This is a genomic window from Streptomyces sp. NPDC007872 (genome assembly GCF_042868165.1).
Taxonomy (GTDB): domain Bacteria; phylum Actinomycetota; class Actinomycetes; order Streptomycetales; family Streptomycetaceae; genus Streptomyces.
The window spans coordinates 450,190-464,070 of record NZ_JBIAEA010000005.1 but is presented as its reverse complement, the minus strand read 5'-3'; the positions used below and the strand labels follow the sequence as shown (position 1 = coordinate 464,070).

General features: G+C 74.7%; 12 protein-coding genes. 2 read left to right on the top strand and 10 right to left on the bottom strand.

Annotation, left to right across the window (positions count from 1 at the left end; all coding sequences use genetic code 11):
- Positions 1-10: 10 nt before the first annotated feature.
- The gene (locus ACFYNX_RS20740; RefSeq protein WP_388663109.1) at positions 11-952 is read right to left on the bottom strand and encodes an NADP-dependent oxidoreductase; all 942 of its coding nucleotides are present in this window, start codon (positions 950-952) and stop codon (positions 11-13) included.
- Positions 953-1,434: 482 nt separating this feature from the next.
- Complete coding sequence (locus ACFYNX_RS20735; protein WP_125661442.1) at positions 1,435-2,718, bottom strand: adenylosuccinate synthase; 1,284 nt, start codon at positions 2,716-2,718, stop codon at positions 1,435-1,437.
- A 143-nt stretch (positions 2,719-2,861) separates the two neighbouring features.
- Between ACFYNX_RS20735 and ACFYNX_RS20730 the strand changes: the two genes are divergently transcribed.
- Positions 2,862-3,659: a diacylglycerol kinase gene (locus ACFYNX_RS20730; protein WP_388663107.1), complete on the top strand. Its 798-nt coding sequence runs from the start codon at positions 2,862-2,864 to the stop codon at positions 3,657-3,659.
- A gap of 88 nt (positions 3,660-3,747) precedes the next feature.
- Positions 3,748-5,556: a hypothetical protein gene (locus tag ACFYNX_RS20725; RefSeq protein ID WP_388663105.1), complete on the top strand. Its 1,809-nt coding sequence runs from the start codon at positions 3,748-3,750 to the stop codon at positions 5,554-5,556.
- A gap of 32 nt (positions 5,557-5,588) precedes the next feature.
- On the opposite strand, the gene ACFYNX_RS20720 is transcribed toward ACFYNX_RS20725, so the two are convergent.
- The 8 genes from ACFYNX_RS20720 to ACFYNX_RS20685 form a co-directional block, all read right to left on the bottom strand.
- The gene (locus tag ACFYNX_RS20720; protein WP_388663103.1) at positions 5,589-6,779 is read right to left on the bottom strand and encodes a cytochrome P450; all 1,191 of its coding nucleotides are present in this window, start codon (positions 6,777-6,779) and stop codon (positions 5,589-5,591) included.
- A 9-nt stretch (positions 6,780-6,788) separates the two neighbouring features.
- A complete protein-coding gene (locus tag ACFYNX_RS20715; RefSeq protein ID WP_121829805.1) occupies positions 6,789-7,451 on the bottom strand; it encodes a response regulator transcription factor in 663 nt (220 codons plus the stop codon).
- Positions 7,448-8,809, bottom strand: coding sequence for a sensor histidine kinase (locus ACFYNX_RS20710; RefSeq protein WP_388663101.1), 1,362 nt, complete (start codon positions 8,807-8,809; stop codon positions 7,448-7,450). Before ACFYNX_RS20710 ends, ACFYNX_RS20715 begins: the two co-directional genes overlap by 4 nt.
- 96 nt (positions 8,810-8,905) lie before the next feature.
- Positions 8,906-9,772 (bottom strand): alpha/beta hydrolase, encoded by an 867-nt coding sequence (locus ACFYNX_RS20705; protein ID WP_388663099.1) that lies wholly within the window; start codon positions 9,770-9,772, stop codon positions 8,906-8,908.
- Between the two features lie 121 nt (positions 9,773-9,893).
- The gene (gene kynU, locus ACFYNX_RS20700) at positions 9,894-11,171 is read right to left on the bottom strand and encodes a kynureninase (RefSeq protein ID WP_388663097.1); all 1,278 of its coding nucleotides are present in this window, start codon (positions 11,169-11,171) and stop codon (positions 9,894-9,896) included.
- Positions 11,164-12,081, bottom strand: a complete 918-nt coding sequence (locus tag ACFYNX_RS20695) for a tryptophan 2,3-dioxygenase (protein WP_388663095.1) — start codon at positions 12,079-12,081, stop codon at positions 11,164-11,166. The genes kynU and ACFYNX_RS20695 overlap by 8 nt, the downstream gene beginning before the upstream one ends.
- Before the next feature lie 121 nt (positions 12,082-12,202).
- The gene (locus ACFYNX_RS20690; protein WP_388663093.1) at positions 12,203-13,207 is read right to left on the bottom strand and encodes a DUF3152 domain-containing protein; all 1,005 of its coding nucleotides are present in this window, start codon (positions 13,205-13,207) and stop codon (positions 12,203-12,205) included.
- 254 nt (positions 13,208-13,461) lie between these two features.
- Positions 13,462-13,875, bottom strand: a complete 414-nt coding sequence (locus ACFYNX_RS20685) for a DUF3151 domain-containing protein (protein ID WP_365539464.1) — start codon at positions 13,873-13,875, stop codon at positions 13,462-13,464.
- Positions 13,876-13,881: the final 6 nt, after the last annotated feature.

Sequence of the window (13,881 nt, the reverse complement as noted above, 5' to 3'; positions counted from 1 at the left end):
GAGCCGGGCGTCAGATCAGCAGCACGATCCGCCCCGGCCGGTGCCCCGCCTCCGCGCGGCGGTGGGCCTCGGCGGCGGAGGCCAGGGGGACGATGTCCGCCGTCCGGGTGGTCAGTTCGCGGGCGGCGACGCCGTCCAGGATCGCCTTCAGGCGGGCGGCGTCCGGGCGGGGCCGGATCGCGGTGACGTCGATGTCCCGGACCCGGTCCGGCAGTTGCTCCCCAGAGGCCGAGACGAAGGTCCCGCCGTCCCTGAGGGCGGGCAGCAGCGGGGCGCCGATGAGCGCCGCGTCCAGGACCGCCGCGACCCCCTCGGGGACGTGGGCGCGCACCTTGGCGACGACGTCCGCCGGGTCACCGCGCGGAACCAGCTCCTCGGCCCCGAGCCGGAGCAGCTCGTGCCGGTCGTCCTCCTCGGCGAGGACGACCACCCGGTACCCCGCGGCCGCCGCGTGCTGGACGGCGAAGCGGCCCACCACCCCGCCGGCTCCGCTGACCAGGACCGGGGAGCCCTCGGGAAGGTCCAGGAGGTCGACGGCCTGGTAGGCCGCGAGGGCGGAGAGCGGCACCGAGGCGGCCGTGGTGAACTCCATGTCCTCGGGGATCGGCGCCAGCCACTCGGGGTCGGCCCGGATCACCTCGGCGTACGAGCCCTCGCCCGTCCCCTCCGTCACCCAGGGGATGAAGCCGGCCACCCGGGTCCCCTCGGGGAGGCCGGGCGCGGCGTCCAGGAGCACGCCCGCGAAGTCGAAGCCGAGGACGAAGGGCGGGGCCAGCTCGCCCAGGAAGGCGGCCCACCGCCCGGAGCGGATCCTCAGGTCCGCCTGGTGCACGGCGGCGGCCTTGAGCCGCACGCGCACCCGGCCCGGGACGTCACCGGCCTCCGGCTCGGGACGGTTGGCGATCCTGAGGACCTCGGGTCCGCCGTAGGAGATCACTTCGACGACGCGCATGGGGTGCTCCTGCACTGCTCGGTACCACTCGGCACTGCTCGTGTACTCCTCGTACGGAAGCCCCCTCGTGGCCATTACACAGAGGCTCCCCACCCCCGGCAACCGCTGATGGCCCGGCCGGGGCGCGGCTGGCGGTCCGGCTTGCGGCCCGGTTCGTGGCCCGGCTTGCGGAAGGGAGAACTCCTGGTGAAGGGCCGATCCGGCTGGTGAGCCGGAACGCCGGCTCCGGCACCAGGGAGGTCTTCCGGCGCCGGGTCCCCGGCGAGAACGAGCCGGGCACCTCCTCCCTCGACTGCCAGCACCGCGACGCCCCCCGGGCGAGGGTCACCCGCCGCGAACCCGACTCCGCCGAACAGGCCCTGGAGACCGTCGCCCGCCTCCCCGGGGCCATCGGCTACGGCGAACCGCGCGCGAGCGCAGACGGAAAGGGCCCGCCGCCCCGGCGAACCGGGGAGGGCGGGCCCTCTCACGTACCCCTGTGGTTACAGGAACGAGTTGATCTCGATCGTCTCGGTGCGGCCGGGGCCGACGCCGATCGCGGAGATCGGGGCGCCCGACATCTCCTCCAGGGCCTTCACGTACGCCTGCGCGTTCTTCGGCAGGTCATCGAAGGTCTTGGCCTTGGTGATGTCCTCGGACCAGCCCGGCAGCATCTCGTAGACCGGCTTCGCGTGGTGGAAGTCGGTCTGCGAGTAGGGCAGCTCCTCGACGCGCTTGCCGTCGATCTCGTACGCGACGCAGACCGGGATCTGCTCCCAGCCGGTGAGCACGTCGAGCTTGGTGAGGAAGAAGTCGGTCAGGCCGTTGACGCGGGTGGCGTAGCGGGCGATGACCGCGTCGAACCAGCCGCAGCGGCGGTCGCGGCCGGTGGTGACGCCGCGCTCGCCGCCGATGCGGCGCAGGTCCTCGCCGTCCTGGTCGAAGAGCTCGGTCGGGAACGGGCCGGCGCCGACGCGGGTCGTGTACGCCTTGAGGATGCCGATGACCCGGGAGATCTTCGTCGGGCCCACGCCGGTGCCGGTGCAGGCGCCGCCGGCGGTCGGGTTCGAGGAGGTGACGAAGGGGTACGTGCCGTGGTCGACGTCGAGCAGGGTGCCCTGGCCGCCCTCGAAGAGCACGACCTTGTCCTCGTCCAGCGCGTTGTTGAGGATCAGGGTGGTGTCGGCGACGAACGGCTTGATCTGCTCCGCGTACTGGAGCATCTCCTCGACGATCTGCTCGGCCTCGATGGCCCGCCGGTTGTACAGCTTGGCGAGGAGCTGGTTCTTCCCCTCCAGGGCCGCTTCGACCTTCTGGGTGAGGATCGACTCGTCGTACAGGTCCTGGACCCGGATGCCGACGCGGTTGATCTTGTCGGCGTAGGTCGGGCCGATGCCCCGGCCCGTGGTGCCGATCTTGCGCTTGCCGAGGAACCGTTCCGTCACCTTGTCGAGGGTGACGTTGTACGGGGTGATCAGGTGGGCGTTGCCGCTGATCAGGAGCTTCGACGTGTCGACGCCTCGCTCGTTCAGTCCGCTCAGCTCGGAGAGCAGGACCGCCGGGTCGACGACGACACCGTTTCCGATCACCGGGGTGCACCCCGGCGAGAGGATTCCGGAAGGGAGAAGATGCAGCGCGTACTTCTGGTCGCCGACGACGACCGTGTGGCCGGCGTTGTTGCCGCCCTGGTAGCGCACCACATAGTCAACGGATCCACCGAGCAGGTCGGTGGCCTTTCCCTTGCCCTCGTCACCCCACTGAGCACCGAGCAGCACAAGTGCGGGCACAGGCGTACACCCCTTCCGGGTGGGGCATGTCCAAGGTCAGGGGGCGTACGCCGCCTCACCGGTGTGCCCCGGAATAGACGAAGCCCCTGGCGCAATAGCGCAAGGGGCTCTTGCACAAAGATGCTACCCGAGGAAGGACCGAGGTGTCGGATCACGACCAGCTCCTGGTCATCGTCGACCCGGTCGCCCGCCGAAGCGACGGCGAGTCCGTACGGATCGCGAAGGATGTCCTGTCCGCCGGCGCGGAGGCGAAGATCTGCCTGCCGGACGGGCCGGAGGAATTCTCCCGGGCCCTGGCCAGGCGCGGCTCCCGGCGCCCCGTGCTGCTCGGGGACGACCACGCCCTGCTGCGCGCGGTGACCCTGCTGCACCGCGAGCGGGAGCTGGCGGAGGGGGCCCTCTCCCTGGTGCCGATCGGGGTCCCGGAGGCGGTGGAGGTGGCCCACGCGCTCGGCGTGCCGCGTTCCACGCCGGCGGCGGCGCGGGCGGCCCTGGACGGGGCGGTGCGCCGCCTGGACCTCCTGGTGGACGACAGCGACGGCGTCGTCCTCGGGGAGCTCCTGGTCCCGGCCGTCCCCGCCCCGGCGTCGGCGGCCCCGTCGGTCTGGGGCACCTGTCGTTCCCTGGTCCGGACCCTGGTCCGCCCGGCCCCGACGGCCCTCGCGGTCCGCACGCACCCCCTGCGGGTGGAGGCGGACGGCGTGCTGCTCGCGGACGTGGACGTCCCCCTGGAGGCCCTGACGGCCCGCTCGGTCGCCGGCGCGGCCGAGGTGACCGTCCACCCCCCGTCGTCCCCGCCGCGCCGCGCGACCGCCCACACCCTCACCGTCTCGGGCCCGGACTTCCGCTACCGCGCGGACGGCCGCCTGACGGGGCCGGTGCGGCGGCGGACGTGGACGGTGCGGGAGGGGGCGTGGGGGCTGAGGCTGCCGAGGGCGTGACGGTTCCGGGGACGCGGAGGGAGTCCCGTACGGGCGGACGGTTAACCTCCGTGCGGGGACGGGGGACAGGGACACGACGGGGGTTGTGATGGTGCGCGCGCTGGACACGGCGGGGACCGCCGAGGCGCTGGACCGGTACCGGGAGCGGGCCGGGCGGACACTGGCCGGGAGCGTCGTCGCGCTCGTCGGGGGCGTGGTCGTCGGGATCCTGCCGGGGCCCGCGTGGACCGGTGACGTGGTCGCCTGGGCCGTCTGCCTCGGCGTCGTGTTCGCCTGCGTCGGCGCCGGGGCCCTGGTGACCGCCCGCAGGATGCGGGTCGTCCTGGCCGCCGGGGAGTGGTCGGCGCACGCCGCCGTGCCGGTCGCCCGCCGTCTGCACTCCCCGGCGGTCGTCCTCTCCTCCCCGGCGACCGGCGCGCTGTGGCCGCTCACCGTCGTGGCCGTGCGGTGGCGCCAGGACGCGGCCCGGCCGGGTCCGGACGGCGTGCTGTGGTGGTGCGGCGACCCGCGCACGGGCGGGGTGCTCACCCGCCCCCACGGCGGGGAGCTGTTCTGGGCGAAGCCGGTACGGGGCGGGGGCGCGCGGCGCCGGGTCGTGGGGCGGGCGGAGGAGCGGGGTCTGCCCACCGCCGTGGCCCCGTCCGGTCCGCGACCGGCCGCGGATCCGCAGTCGACCGCCGGTCCAGAGCCGGCCGCCGGTCCGCAGCCGGCCACCGGTCCGCAGTCGGACTCGGCGGGGACCGCTCCCCCGGCGAAGCCCCGCCGCCCGGGCCGCTGGCGCTGGCTGGTCCTGGCCTCGGTCCTGGTCCTCGCCCCCGCCGTCCCCTGGGGCCTCGCGTCGGTCGACGACCCGCAGATCGACCTGACCGTGCTGAGCGAGGAGCCCGGCGGCGAGTGCGTGGTCCGCTGGAAGGACCCGTGGGACGGGCGGGAGCACACCGGCCCGTTCCGGTGCGACCCCGACCGCGACCCGCTGCTCGCGAAGTGGGAGACGGCCTTCGTCGTGTCGTACGGCCCCTGGAAGGGCGAGCTCTACGGCTGGGTCGACGACGAACCGCACGGCTCCCCGGCCCAGGACGTGACCGCCGCCCTCGCGACGGGCGGCGCCCTCGGTCTCCTCGTGGGGCTGGTCGGCGGCGGCGTGAGCCTGCGGCGGCGGGGACGGGGCGGCCCGGTCCGGGTCCCGGCCGCCGCGACGCCCGTCGGGACCGCGCCCGCCCCGACGTACGAACGACTGGCCGCCCTGGCCGGACGGCAGCCCGCGCCGGGCGTCCGCGGCCCGGAGGCGGACGTGCGGTCGGTGCCGTGGTGGCGGGTGCGGGGCCTGCGGCGGATCTCCGGTCTGAGCGAGGTGCTGGTCACGACCGGTTGCTGCGCGTTCGCGGGCGGACTCCTGCTGCTGCCCCTGGAGGGGTTCGAGCGCGTCTCCCTCCTCGGACTGGGCGGCGTCTCCCTGCTCCTCCTGGCCCTCTGGACCTTCCGGTTCCTGACGGGCGGGGCCGGGGCCGCCCGGCTCCTGGCCAGGGCGGCGACCGCCCCCGTACCCGTCGTCCGCCGGTACGCGCTGCTGCACGACCCGCGCGACGACGCCCCCGTGCTCGTGCTCTTCCCGGCCCACGGCGGCCCGGAGGACCTGCCGGAGGCGGTCCTGCCCCTGGTGCCGCCCGGCCCGCAGAAGAAGCCCCGCCTCGGCCTCCCGCCGTCCCCCACCGGAACGGCCGAACTGCGCGGCTGGCTGGACCGCACGGACGACGGACAGCCCGTCGTCGTGGCGTGGATCGACGACCGCCCCCTGTGGCCGGCGGGCCCGTACCGGGAGACGGGCACGACGGAGGCCACGTCCCTCCTGACCCGGCTCGCGCCGCCGCCGCTGCCCGACCCGCAGACGCTCCCGTAACGGCCGGAAGGCCTCGCCGGACGGGCCGGCCCTCACACCTCCACCACCAACTCCTCGAACCCCCTGATCACGTACCCCGGCTTCCGCACCGGCTCCGAGACCAGGCGCAGGCCCGGGGCCCGGTGCAGGAGTTCGGCGAAGAGGGTCGTCAGTTCCAGGCGGGCCAGGGGGGCGCCCAGGCAGTAGTGGATGCCCGCGCCGAAGGTGACGTGGGGGTTGTCGGCGCGGGTGAGGTCGAGGGTGTCGGCCGTGGGGCCGAAGCGGGAGGGGTCCCGGTTGGCCGAGCCGAGGAGGAGGGCCACCTCCGAGCCGCGGGGGACGGTCAGGCCGTCGATCTCGACGTCGTCGAGGACCCAGCGCTCGAACATCTGGAGCGGGGTGTCGTAGCGCAGGAGTTCTTCCACAGTTGTGGACAGGTTCTCGGGGCGCGGGCGGACGCCCTCCTGGAGGAGGATCCGCCAGCCGTTGACCGTGGTGTTCACCGTCGCCTCGTGGCCCGCGTTCAGGAGCAGGACGCAGGTCGAGATCATCTCCTGTTCCGTCAGCTCCGGGACGGCGAGGAGGGCCGAGATCAGGTCCGCCCCCGGAGCCTTGCGGCGCCTGGCGATCAGTTCGCGCAGGTAGTCCGAGAACTCGACCGACGCCTTCACCGCCCGCCCCGCCGTCTCCTCCGACGGGTTCAGCTCGAACATCCCGCAGATCGCCGCCGACCACGGCCGCAGCCGGTCCCGCCCCTCGTCCTCCTCCGGGATCCCCAGCATCTCCGCGATCACCGCGACCGGCAGCGGCTCCGCCACCAGCGCCTGGAGGTCGCCGCCGCCCGCCGCCAGCAGGTCCCCGACCAGGCCGGCGGCCAGGCGCCGTACCGTCGGGGCCAGGTTCTCCACCGTCCTCGGCGTGAACGCCTTCGACACCAGGCGGCGGATGCGGGCGTGGTCCGCGCCCTCCAGGTCCAGGAGCCCGTGGTCGTTCAGGGTGTGGAAGGGCTCGTGCGCCGGGTCCGGGGCCTCCCGGCCGAACTCCTCGTGCGTGAAGCGGTGCGTGTACGTGCGCCCCAGGCGCCGGTCCCGGAGGAGGGCCGAGACGTCCTCGTGGTGCGGGACCAGCCACTGGCGGGTCGGCTCGTGCCAGTGGACCCGGCCCGCCGCCCGCAGTGCGGCGTAGGCGGGGTGGGGGTCCGCCACGAACTCCGGGGACCAGGGGGCGTACGTGGTGGTGTCCATGGGCCGACGCTAGCCGCCGACCCGCACCAGCCCCGCCTCGTACGCGAACACCGCCGCCTGCGTCCGGTCCCGCAGCCCCAGCTTCACCAGGATCCGGCTCACGTGCGTCTTGATCGTGGACTCGGCGACGACCAGGTGGTCCGCGATCTCCGCATTCGACAGGCCCTGCGCGATCAGCACCAGGACCTCCGTCTCGCGCTCGGTCAGCTCCCCGATCTGCGCCATCGCCGGCGGGCGCGGGGAGGCCCCCGGCGCCTTCGCGAACTCGGTGATCAGCCGCTTGGTGACCGTCGGCGCGAGCAGCGCCTCGCCCGCCGCGACGACCCGGACCCCGTCCGCGAGCTGCCGGGCCGAGGCGTCCTTGAGCAGGAAGCCGGAGGCCCCGGCCCGCAGCGCCTGGTACACGTACTCGTCCAGGTCGAACGTGGTCAGGACCAGCACCTTCGCGTCCGCGTCGGCCGCCACGATCTCCCGTGTGGCCTCGATGCCGTTCAGCTCCGGCATCCGGATGTCCATCAGGACCACGTCCGGGCGCAGGGCCGCGACCTGGGCGATCGCCTCCCGGCCGTTGACCGCCTCCCCGACGACCTCGATGTCCGGCATCGCGCCGAGCAGCACCGAGAAGCCCTCCCGGACCATCATCTGGTCGTCGACGATCAGCACCCGGATCACGACACGGCCTCCTCACGGCTCACGGGGACGAAGGCCGCCACCTCGTAGCCACCGTCCTCGGTCGCCCCGGCCGTCATCTCGCCCCCCAGCATCGTCACACGCTCCCGCATGCCCGTGATCCCGTGCCCCGCGCCCATCGTCGGGGGCGGGCGAAGCCCTCCTTGAGGGGTGGTGGCCGGGTGGCGGGCGGGCTTCACCAAGCCGCGCGCCGGGCCGTTGGCGATGCGCAGGCCCAGGCCGCCGAGGACGTACGACACCTCGACCTTCGCCGCGGCGCCCGGCGCGTGCCGCAGCACGTTCGACAGGGCCTCCTGGACGATCCGGTACGCGGACAGCTCCACGCCCTGCGGCAGCTCGCGCACCGCGCCGGTCACCGTCTTCTCCACGTCGAGACCGGCCTCGCGCACGTTGGCGACCAGCACGTCCAGGTCGGCCAGGGTCGGCTGCGGGGCGTCGGGCGCCTCGTAGTCCTCGGCCCGGACGACCCCGAGGATCCGGCGCAGCTCGGTCAGGGCCGCGACCGCGTTCTCCCGGATGGTGAGGAAGGCCTGCTCCAGCTCCGGCGGCGGGTTCTCGACCCGGTACGGGGCGGCCTCCGCCTGGATGGCGACCACCGACATGTGGTGGGCGACGACGTCGTGCAGCTCGCGGGCGATGGTCGTGCGCTCTTCGAGGAGCGTCCGCTTCGACCGCTCCTGCGCGGTGACCGTCTGCTGGGCGGTGACCGCGCGGTCGGCCTGGCGGCGGATCTGGAAGACGGTGACGGTGAGCAGGACGAGCGCCGAGACGAAGGGCATGGCGACGTACTCGGAGTCGCCGCCCATGCGGAAGAGGGCGGGCAGGAAGAGGGAGTAGCCCGCCGTCACCAGCCACATCCACATCGCGGCGCGGGGCCGGGTGCGGGCGGCGGCCACGGCGAGGACCGCCAGATGGGCGAAGAAGGTCGTGTTCGACCAGGGCCAGCCGACCTCGTAGCCGACGAGGTACCCGATGAAGGGGGCCGCGGCCAGCGAGGCCCAGAAGGCCAGGACCGGCCGGACCAGGGTGAGCAGCACGATCGCGGCCGGCGCGCAGGCGAACAGGAACGCCAGCGGGCCGAAGCCGGTGTCGACGCGCTCGTACCCCATGGCGAAGACGACGAAGGCCATGAAGACCACGACCGCGTGCGGGAAGAACCCCGCGCGCGCCCGTATCCGCTCCGGCAGGAAGCGCGCCAGCCGGCTGGTCACCTCCACGGGCGCCAGCGGCCGGTAGGCCAGGGCGTCGTCGAAGAGCTCCCGGCGCAGCCCGCCGAGGACGGCCTGCACCAGGTGGAACTCGGGGGCCCGGCTCGTCCCGGGGGTCTGTGTCTGAGTCACGCCGATTACGGTACGGGGGCCGCCGGGGCGGGTCGTCCCGCTCCGTACGGATCCTTCCCCGTCCGTCCTGAGTACTACGAAGGGCCCCGGGCTCCGTCACCAGGCGAGCTGGGCGATCTCCTCCGCCACCACCGCGCACGCGTCCGTCGCCGGGTCGACCGGCGGGAAGTGGCCGGTCTCCTCCAGGAGGGTCAGGCCGACCGTCTCGCCCGCCTTCGCCGCCGCCTCCGCGTACGCGTCGGCCACCGCGTACGGCACGACCACGTCCTCGCGGCCCTGCACGACGGTGGTCGCGATCCCGGTCGGGAGGAGGACGGCCGGGTCGGCGCAGGCCGCCCGCTCCCCGTACGCCTCCGGCCCGCCGAGCAGCTCGGTGACCGCGCCGCCGCACACCCCCAGCTCGACCGCCCGCGCGAAGTGGGCGATCGGGGCGAGGGCGACGACCCCGCGCAGCGGCGGCGGCTCGGGCAGCCGCCAGGGGGATCCCGCGGGCAGGACGTGCCGGGCGGCGGCCCACAGGGCCAGGTGCCCGCCGGCCGAGTGCCCGGTGAGCACGGTCCGGCCCGTGTCCGCCTGCGGCAGGTGTACGGCGGCCAGCTCCGGCAGGACGTCCAGGGCGGCGGCCACGTCGTCGAAGGTCTCGGGCCAGCGCCCGGCGACCGGGGCCGCGCCGCCTTGGCGGGGCGGGCCGCCGCCGCGCCGGTACTCGACGCTGGCGACGGCGAAGCCGCGCCGGGCCAGGAAGTCCGCGAACGGCGACAGGTGCGCCCGGTCGTACGGGGCCCGCCAGGCGCCGCCGTGCAGGGCGACGACCAGCGGGGCCCGGTCGCGCCCGTCGCGCGGGGCGTAGAAGTCGACCACCTGGTCGGGGTGGTCGCCGTACGCCGCGGTGGCGTCCGGGGCGACGGCCGGGTGCGAGAAGGCCGACGCCTCTTCGGCGGCGTCGCGCGCGGCGGGATCCATGGCTGTTCCAACCTCTCGGGTACGGGGCCGAATTGGCCTGACCTGCGGGGACGGTACCAGGACCGGAGCCCCGCGGATCAGGTGATCATCGGACCGTGCGACCGGCCGGAAGCCGCGCCCCCTACGCGGCGGGAGCGCCGGCCGGTACGTCCGCGAGGACCTCCGCCAGGACCCGTGCCGCGCGCTCCGCGTCCGCGAACCCGACGTACAGCGGCGTGAAGCCGAAGCGCAGCACGTCCGGGCGGCGCAGGTCGCCCACGACCCCGCGCCGGATCAGCTCGGCCATCACCGCCGGGGCCTCGGCGCAGCGCAGCGCGACCTGGCTGCCGCGCTCGCCGTGCGCCTCCGGCGTGACCGACGCGACCCGGCCCCCGGGGGCGTACGCCGCCACGCACTCCAGGAAGAAGTCCGTCAGGGCGAGGGACTTGGCCCGCACGTCCTCGATCGCGACCCCGTCCCACACGTCGAGCGCCGCTTCGAGCGCCAGCAGGGAGAGGATGTCGGGGGTGCCGACCCGGCCCCGCACGGCGCCCGCGGCCGCCTCGTACCCGGGGGTCATGGCGAACGGGTCGGCGTGCGAGTTCCAGCCGGGCAGCGGCGAGTCGAAGGCGGCCTGGTGGCGTTCGGCGACGTACAGGTAGGCGGGCGAACCGGGGCCGCCGTTCAGGTACTTGTACGTGCAGCCGACGGCCAGGTCGACCCCGTGCGCGTCCAGGCCGACGGGCAGGGCGCCCGCGCTGTGGCACAGGTCCCAGACGGCGAGCGCGCCCGCCGCGTGCAGGGCGGCCGTGAGGCCCGGCAGGTCGTGGAGCCGGCCGCTGCGGTAGTCCACGTGGTTGACGAGCGCGGCGGCCGTGCGCGGGCCCGCCGCCTCCGCCATCGCGGCCGGGTCGAGGGGCACGATCCGGTGACCCGTCATCCGTGCGGCCGACTGCGCGATGTACCCGTCCGTGGGAAAGGTCGTGGCGTCCACCAGGATCTCGTCGCGTCCGTCGCCCGCCAGACGGGCGGCGGCGACGACCGCCTTGAAGACGTTCACGCTGGTCGAGTCGCCGACCACGACCTGCCCGGGACCGGCGCCGACGATCGGCGCGATGCGCTCGCCGATCCGCTCGGGCGCGGTCCACCAGCCGGACTCGTCCCAGGAGCGGATGCGCAGCTCGCCCCACTCGCGGGTGATGACGTCGGCCATGCGGGCGGGGACGTGGGCGGGCAGCGCGCCGAGCGAGTTGCCGTCGAGGTAGACGGTGTCCGCGTCGAGGGCGAACCTCTCGCGGTGCCCGGCCAGTCCGTCGGCCGCGTCGAGGTCCCGGGCCCGGGTTTCGAGGTGGTCCTCGCGACGGCTCTTGAGGCGGTCCTTGAGCTGGTCCTTGAGACGGCCCTTGAGGAGATCAGACATGGCTGCGGGCCGTCCAGAGCTCGGGGAACACGTTCTTCTGGGCCCGCTTCTCCAGCCAGGCCACGCCGGCCGAACCGCCGGTGCCGGTCTTGGCGCCCATCGCGCGCCGGGTCGCCACCAGGTGGTCGTTGCGCCAGCGCCAGACCAGCTCGGCCACGTCGCTCAGGGCCTCGCCGAGCCGGACCAGCTCGCCGTTCTGGTCGGGGTCCGCGTAGATCCCGGCCCAGACCGCCTCGACCTCGGGCGAGGGCTCGTACCGCTTCGCGAGGTCGCGGCCCAGGACGGCGGCCGGGACGGGCAGGCCGCGCCGGGCGAGCAGGCCGAGGACCTCGTCGTACAGGCTCGGCTCGTGGAGCGCCTTCTCCAGCTCGGCGTGGACGCGGGGCGCGCCCCGGTGCGGGACGAGCATGGACGCGGACTTCTCGCCGAGCAGGAACTCCATCCGCCGGTACATCGCGGACTGGAAGCCGGAGCCCTCGCCGAGCGAGCCCCGGTAGGAGTTGAACTGGGCGGGGGTGAGCTGGGCGAGCGGGTGCCAGGAGTGGTTCAGGGCCTCCAGCTCGCGCACGGAGCGCTTGAGCGCGTCCATGGCGACGGGGATCCGGTCCTCGCGCAGGGCGCGGCTGGCGGTCTCCCACTCGTGGACGATCACCGTGAACCACAGCTCCATGACCTGGGTGGTGACCAGGAAGACCATCTCGCCGGGGTCGTCCGAGCGGAGGTGCTGGAGGTGGGTGAGGACGTCCGCCTGGACGTAGTCCTCGTACGGCGTCGTACCCGCGAAGTCGAGGTTCGGGGCGTCGGCGGCCGCGTCGGCGCCGGAGCCGCCGGAAGCCGCGGAAGGGGCTCCGGAGGTGTCGGGGTCGGGAGAGACCCCGGAGGCATCGGGAGAACCCGGGAAGGTGGACATCTCTGTCTCCTCGGTACGTTCTACCGGGTAGCGGTCCGCTCGCACCGTGCGGCACCTCGTGCGGCACGGGAGCTCCGGTCCCCTCGGGAGGCGCGCTCCGTCGCACGCCGTCCCAACGGCATCATGGCACGATCGGCCCCGTGATGTAGCTCCCGTCTTCGCCGTACGGATAAGCGTTCGAAACGCAGCCGTCCAGACCCTTGATCTGCTGCATCATCGCGGGCGCGGGCTTCCCGGGCCCCGGGCAGGCCATGTGTTCCCTGATGCCGATCTCGTGCCCGACCTCGTGGTTGATGATCAGGTGGCGGTACTCGGCGGGCTCCCCCGTGAAGGTCGGCGAGCCGAGCATCCACCGCCGGAGGTTCACGACGACGCCCTCGGTGGTCTCGCAGTTCAGCTCGCCGCCGGTGTCCAGGCCCTCGCGCAGGCAGAGCGCGTCCGCCGTGTCGGGGGTGGCGATCCGGATGACGAAGTCGGCGGACTCGTCCTCGGAGACCAACTGGAAGCGGCCCCGGCCGTGGGCGGCCCAACCGCGCGGATGGGCCAGGATCCGCTGGATCTCGGCGGCCGTCCCGTCCGCCCGGAGGTCGATGCCGTCCTCGACCTGGACCCGGTAGCGGCGCAGGTCGCCGCTCTCGCCGGTGGGGGCGCCGGAGGCCCGCGCGGTGGTGAAGGTCCCGGGGCCGGACTTCGGCACGACGGGCGCGTCCGGACCGGCCCCGGGCTCCGGTCCCGGCTTCGCCGACGCTTCCGGCCTCGCCGTCGGCGTCGGCGTCGGCGTCGGTGCGGGGGTCGGCGTGGGGGTCGGCGCGGGCGCGGGCGTCCGGTCCGGCGTCGACGCCCGCGTCGGCGGCGCGGCCGGTTCCGCCGTGGCGGACCGGGGGGCGGGCGGGGCGGTCGCCGGGTCCGTGCCCACGGCCCCGGGGCCGGGCACGGGCAGGGCCGGGGCGGCCCGGCCGTCGGTCACGCCGCCGTTGAAGTGGGCGAGGGCCGCGCCGCCGCCGAGCGCGAGGGACGCCAGGAGCAGGGCGGGGAGGGCGAGCCGGCGTACGGGACCGCGCCCGCCCCCGCCCCGTCGGGGGCTCTGCGCCCGTCGCCGTCCTGCGGGTGCGGCACGTTTGCCCACGAGAGACTTCTCCCCTGCTCCGGCCGGTGTGGGGGGAAGAGGAAGTGGGGCCTCGGTACCGGCGCTCGTCGGTGCTGTGGTCCCGGGGATCGTACCGGGCTCGTTCGAACAGACCCGAAAAGCGCGGGGGCGGTTCCGGAAAGGCGTGGGATTTCGAAGAAGCGTGCGGTTCCGGAAAGGCGTGGAGTTCCGAAGAAGCGGTGGGGCGGCGGCCGTTCGTCGGTCGCCGCCCCGGGGATCCGCCGGTGCCGGTGTCAGCCGAGCGTCTCCGCCGCCGTCTCCGAGGAGTCGCGCAGGAAGGCCGTGCAGCGCTCGTACTCCTCCTTCTCGCCGATCTCGCCGGCCGCCCGGGCCAGGGCGTGCAGCGCGCGCAGGAAGCCGCGGTTCGGCTCGTGCTCCCACGGGACCGGGCCGTGGCCCTTCCAGCCGCTGCGGCGCAGGGCGTCCAGGCCCCGGTGGTAGCCGGTGCGGGCGTAGGCGTACGACTCGACGACCCGGCCGCCCTCGAAGGCGTCGTCGGCGAGGCGCGCCCAGGCGAGCGAGGAGGTCGGGTACTTCGCGGCGACCTCCGCCGGATCCGTGCCGCTCGCGAGCAGCTCGCGCGGCCCCGGTTCGTCGGGCAGGTGGGTGGGGGCGGGTCCCCCAAGCAGGTTCTCGTGGATGGCCATGGGCCC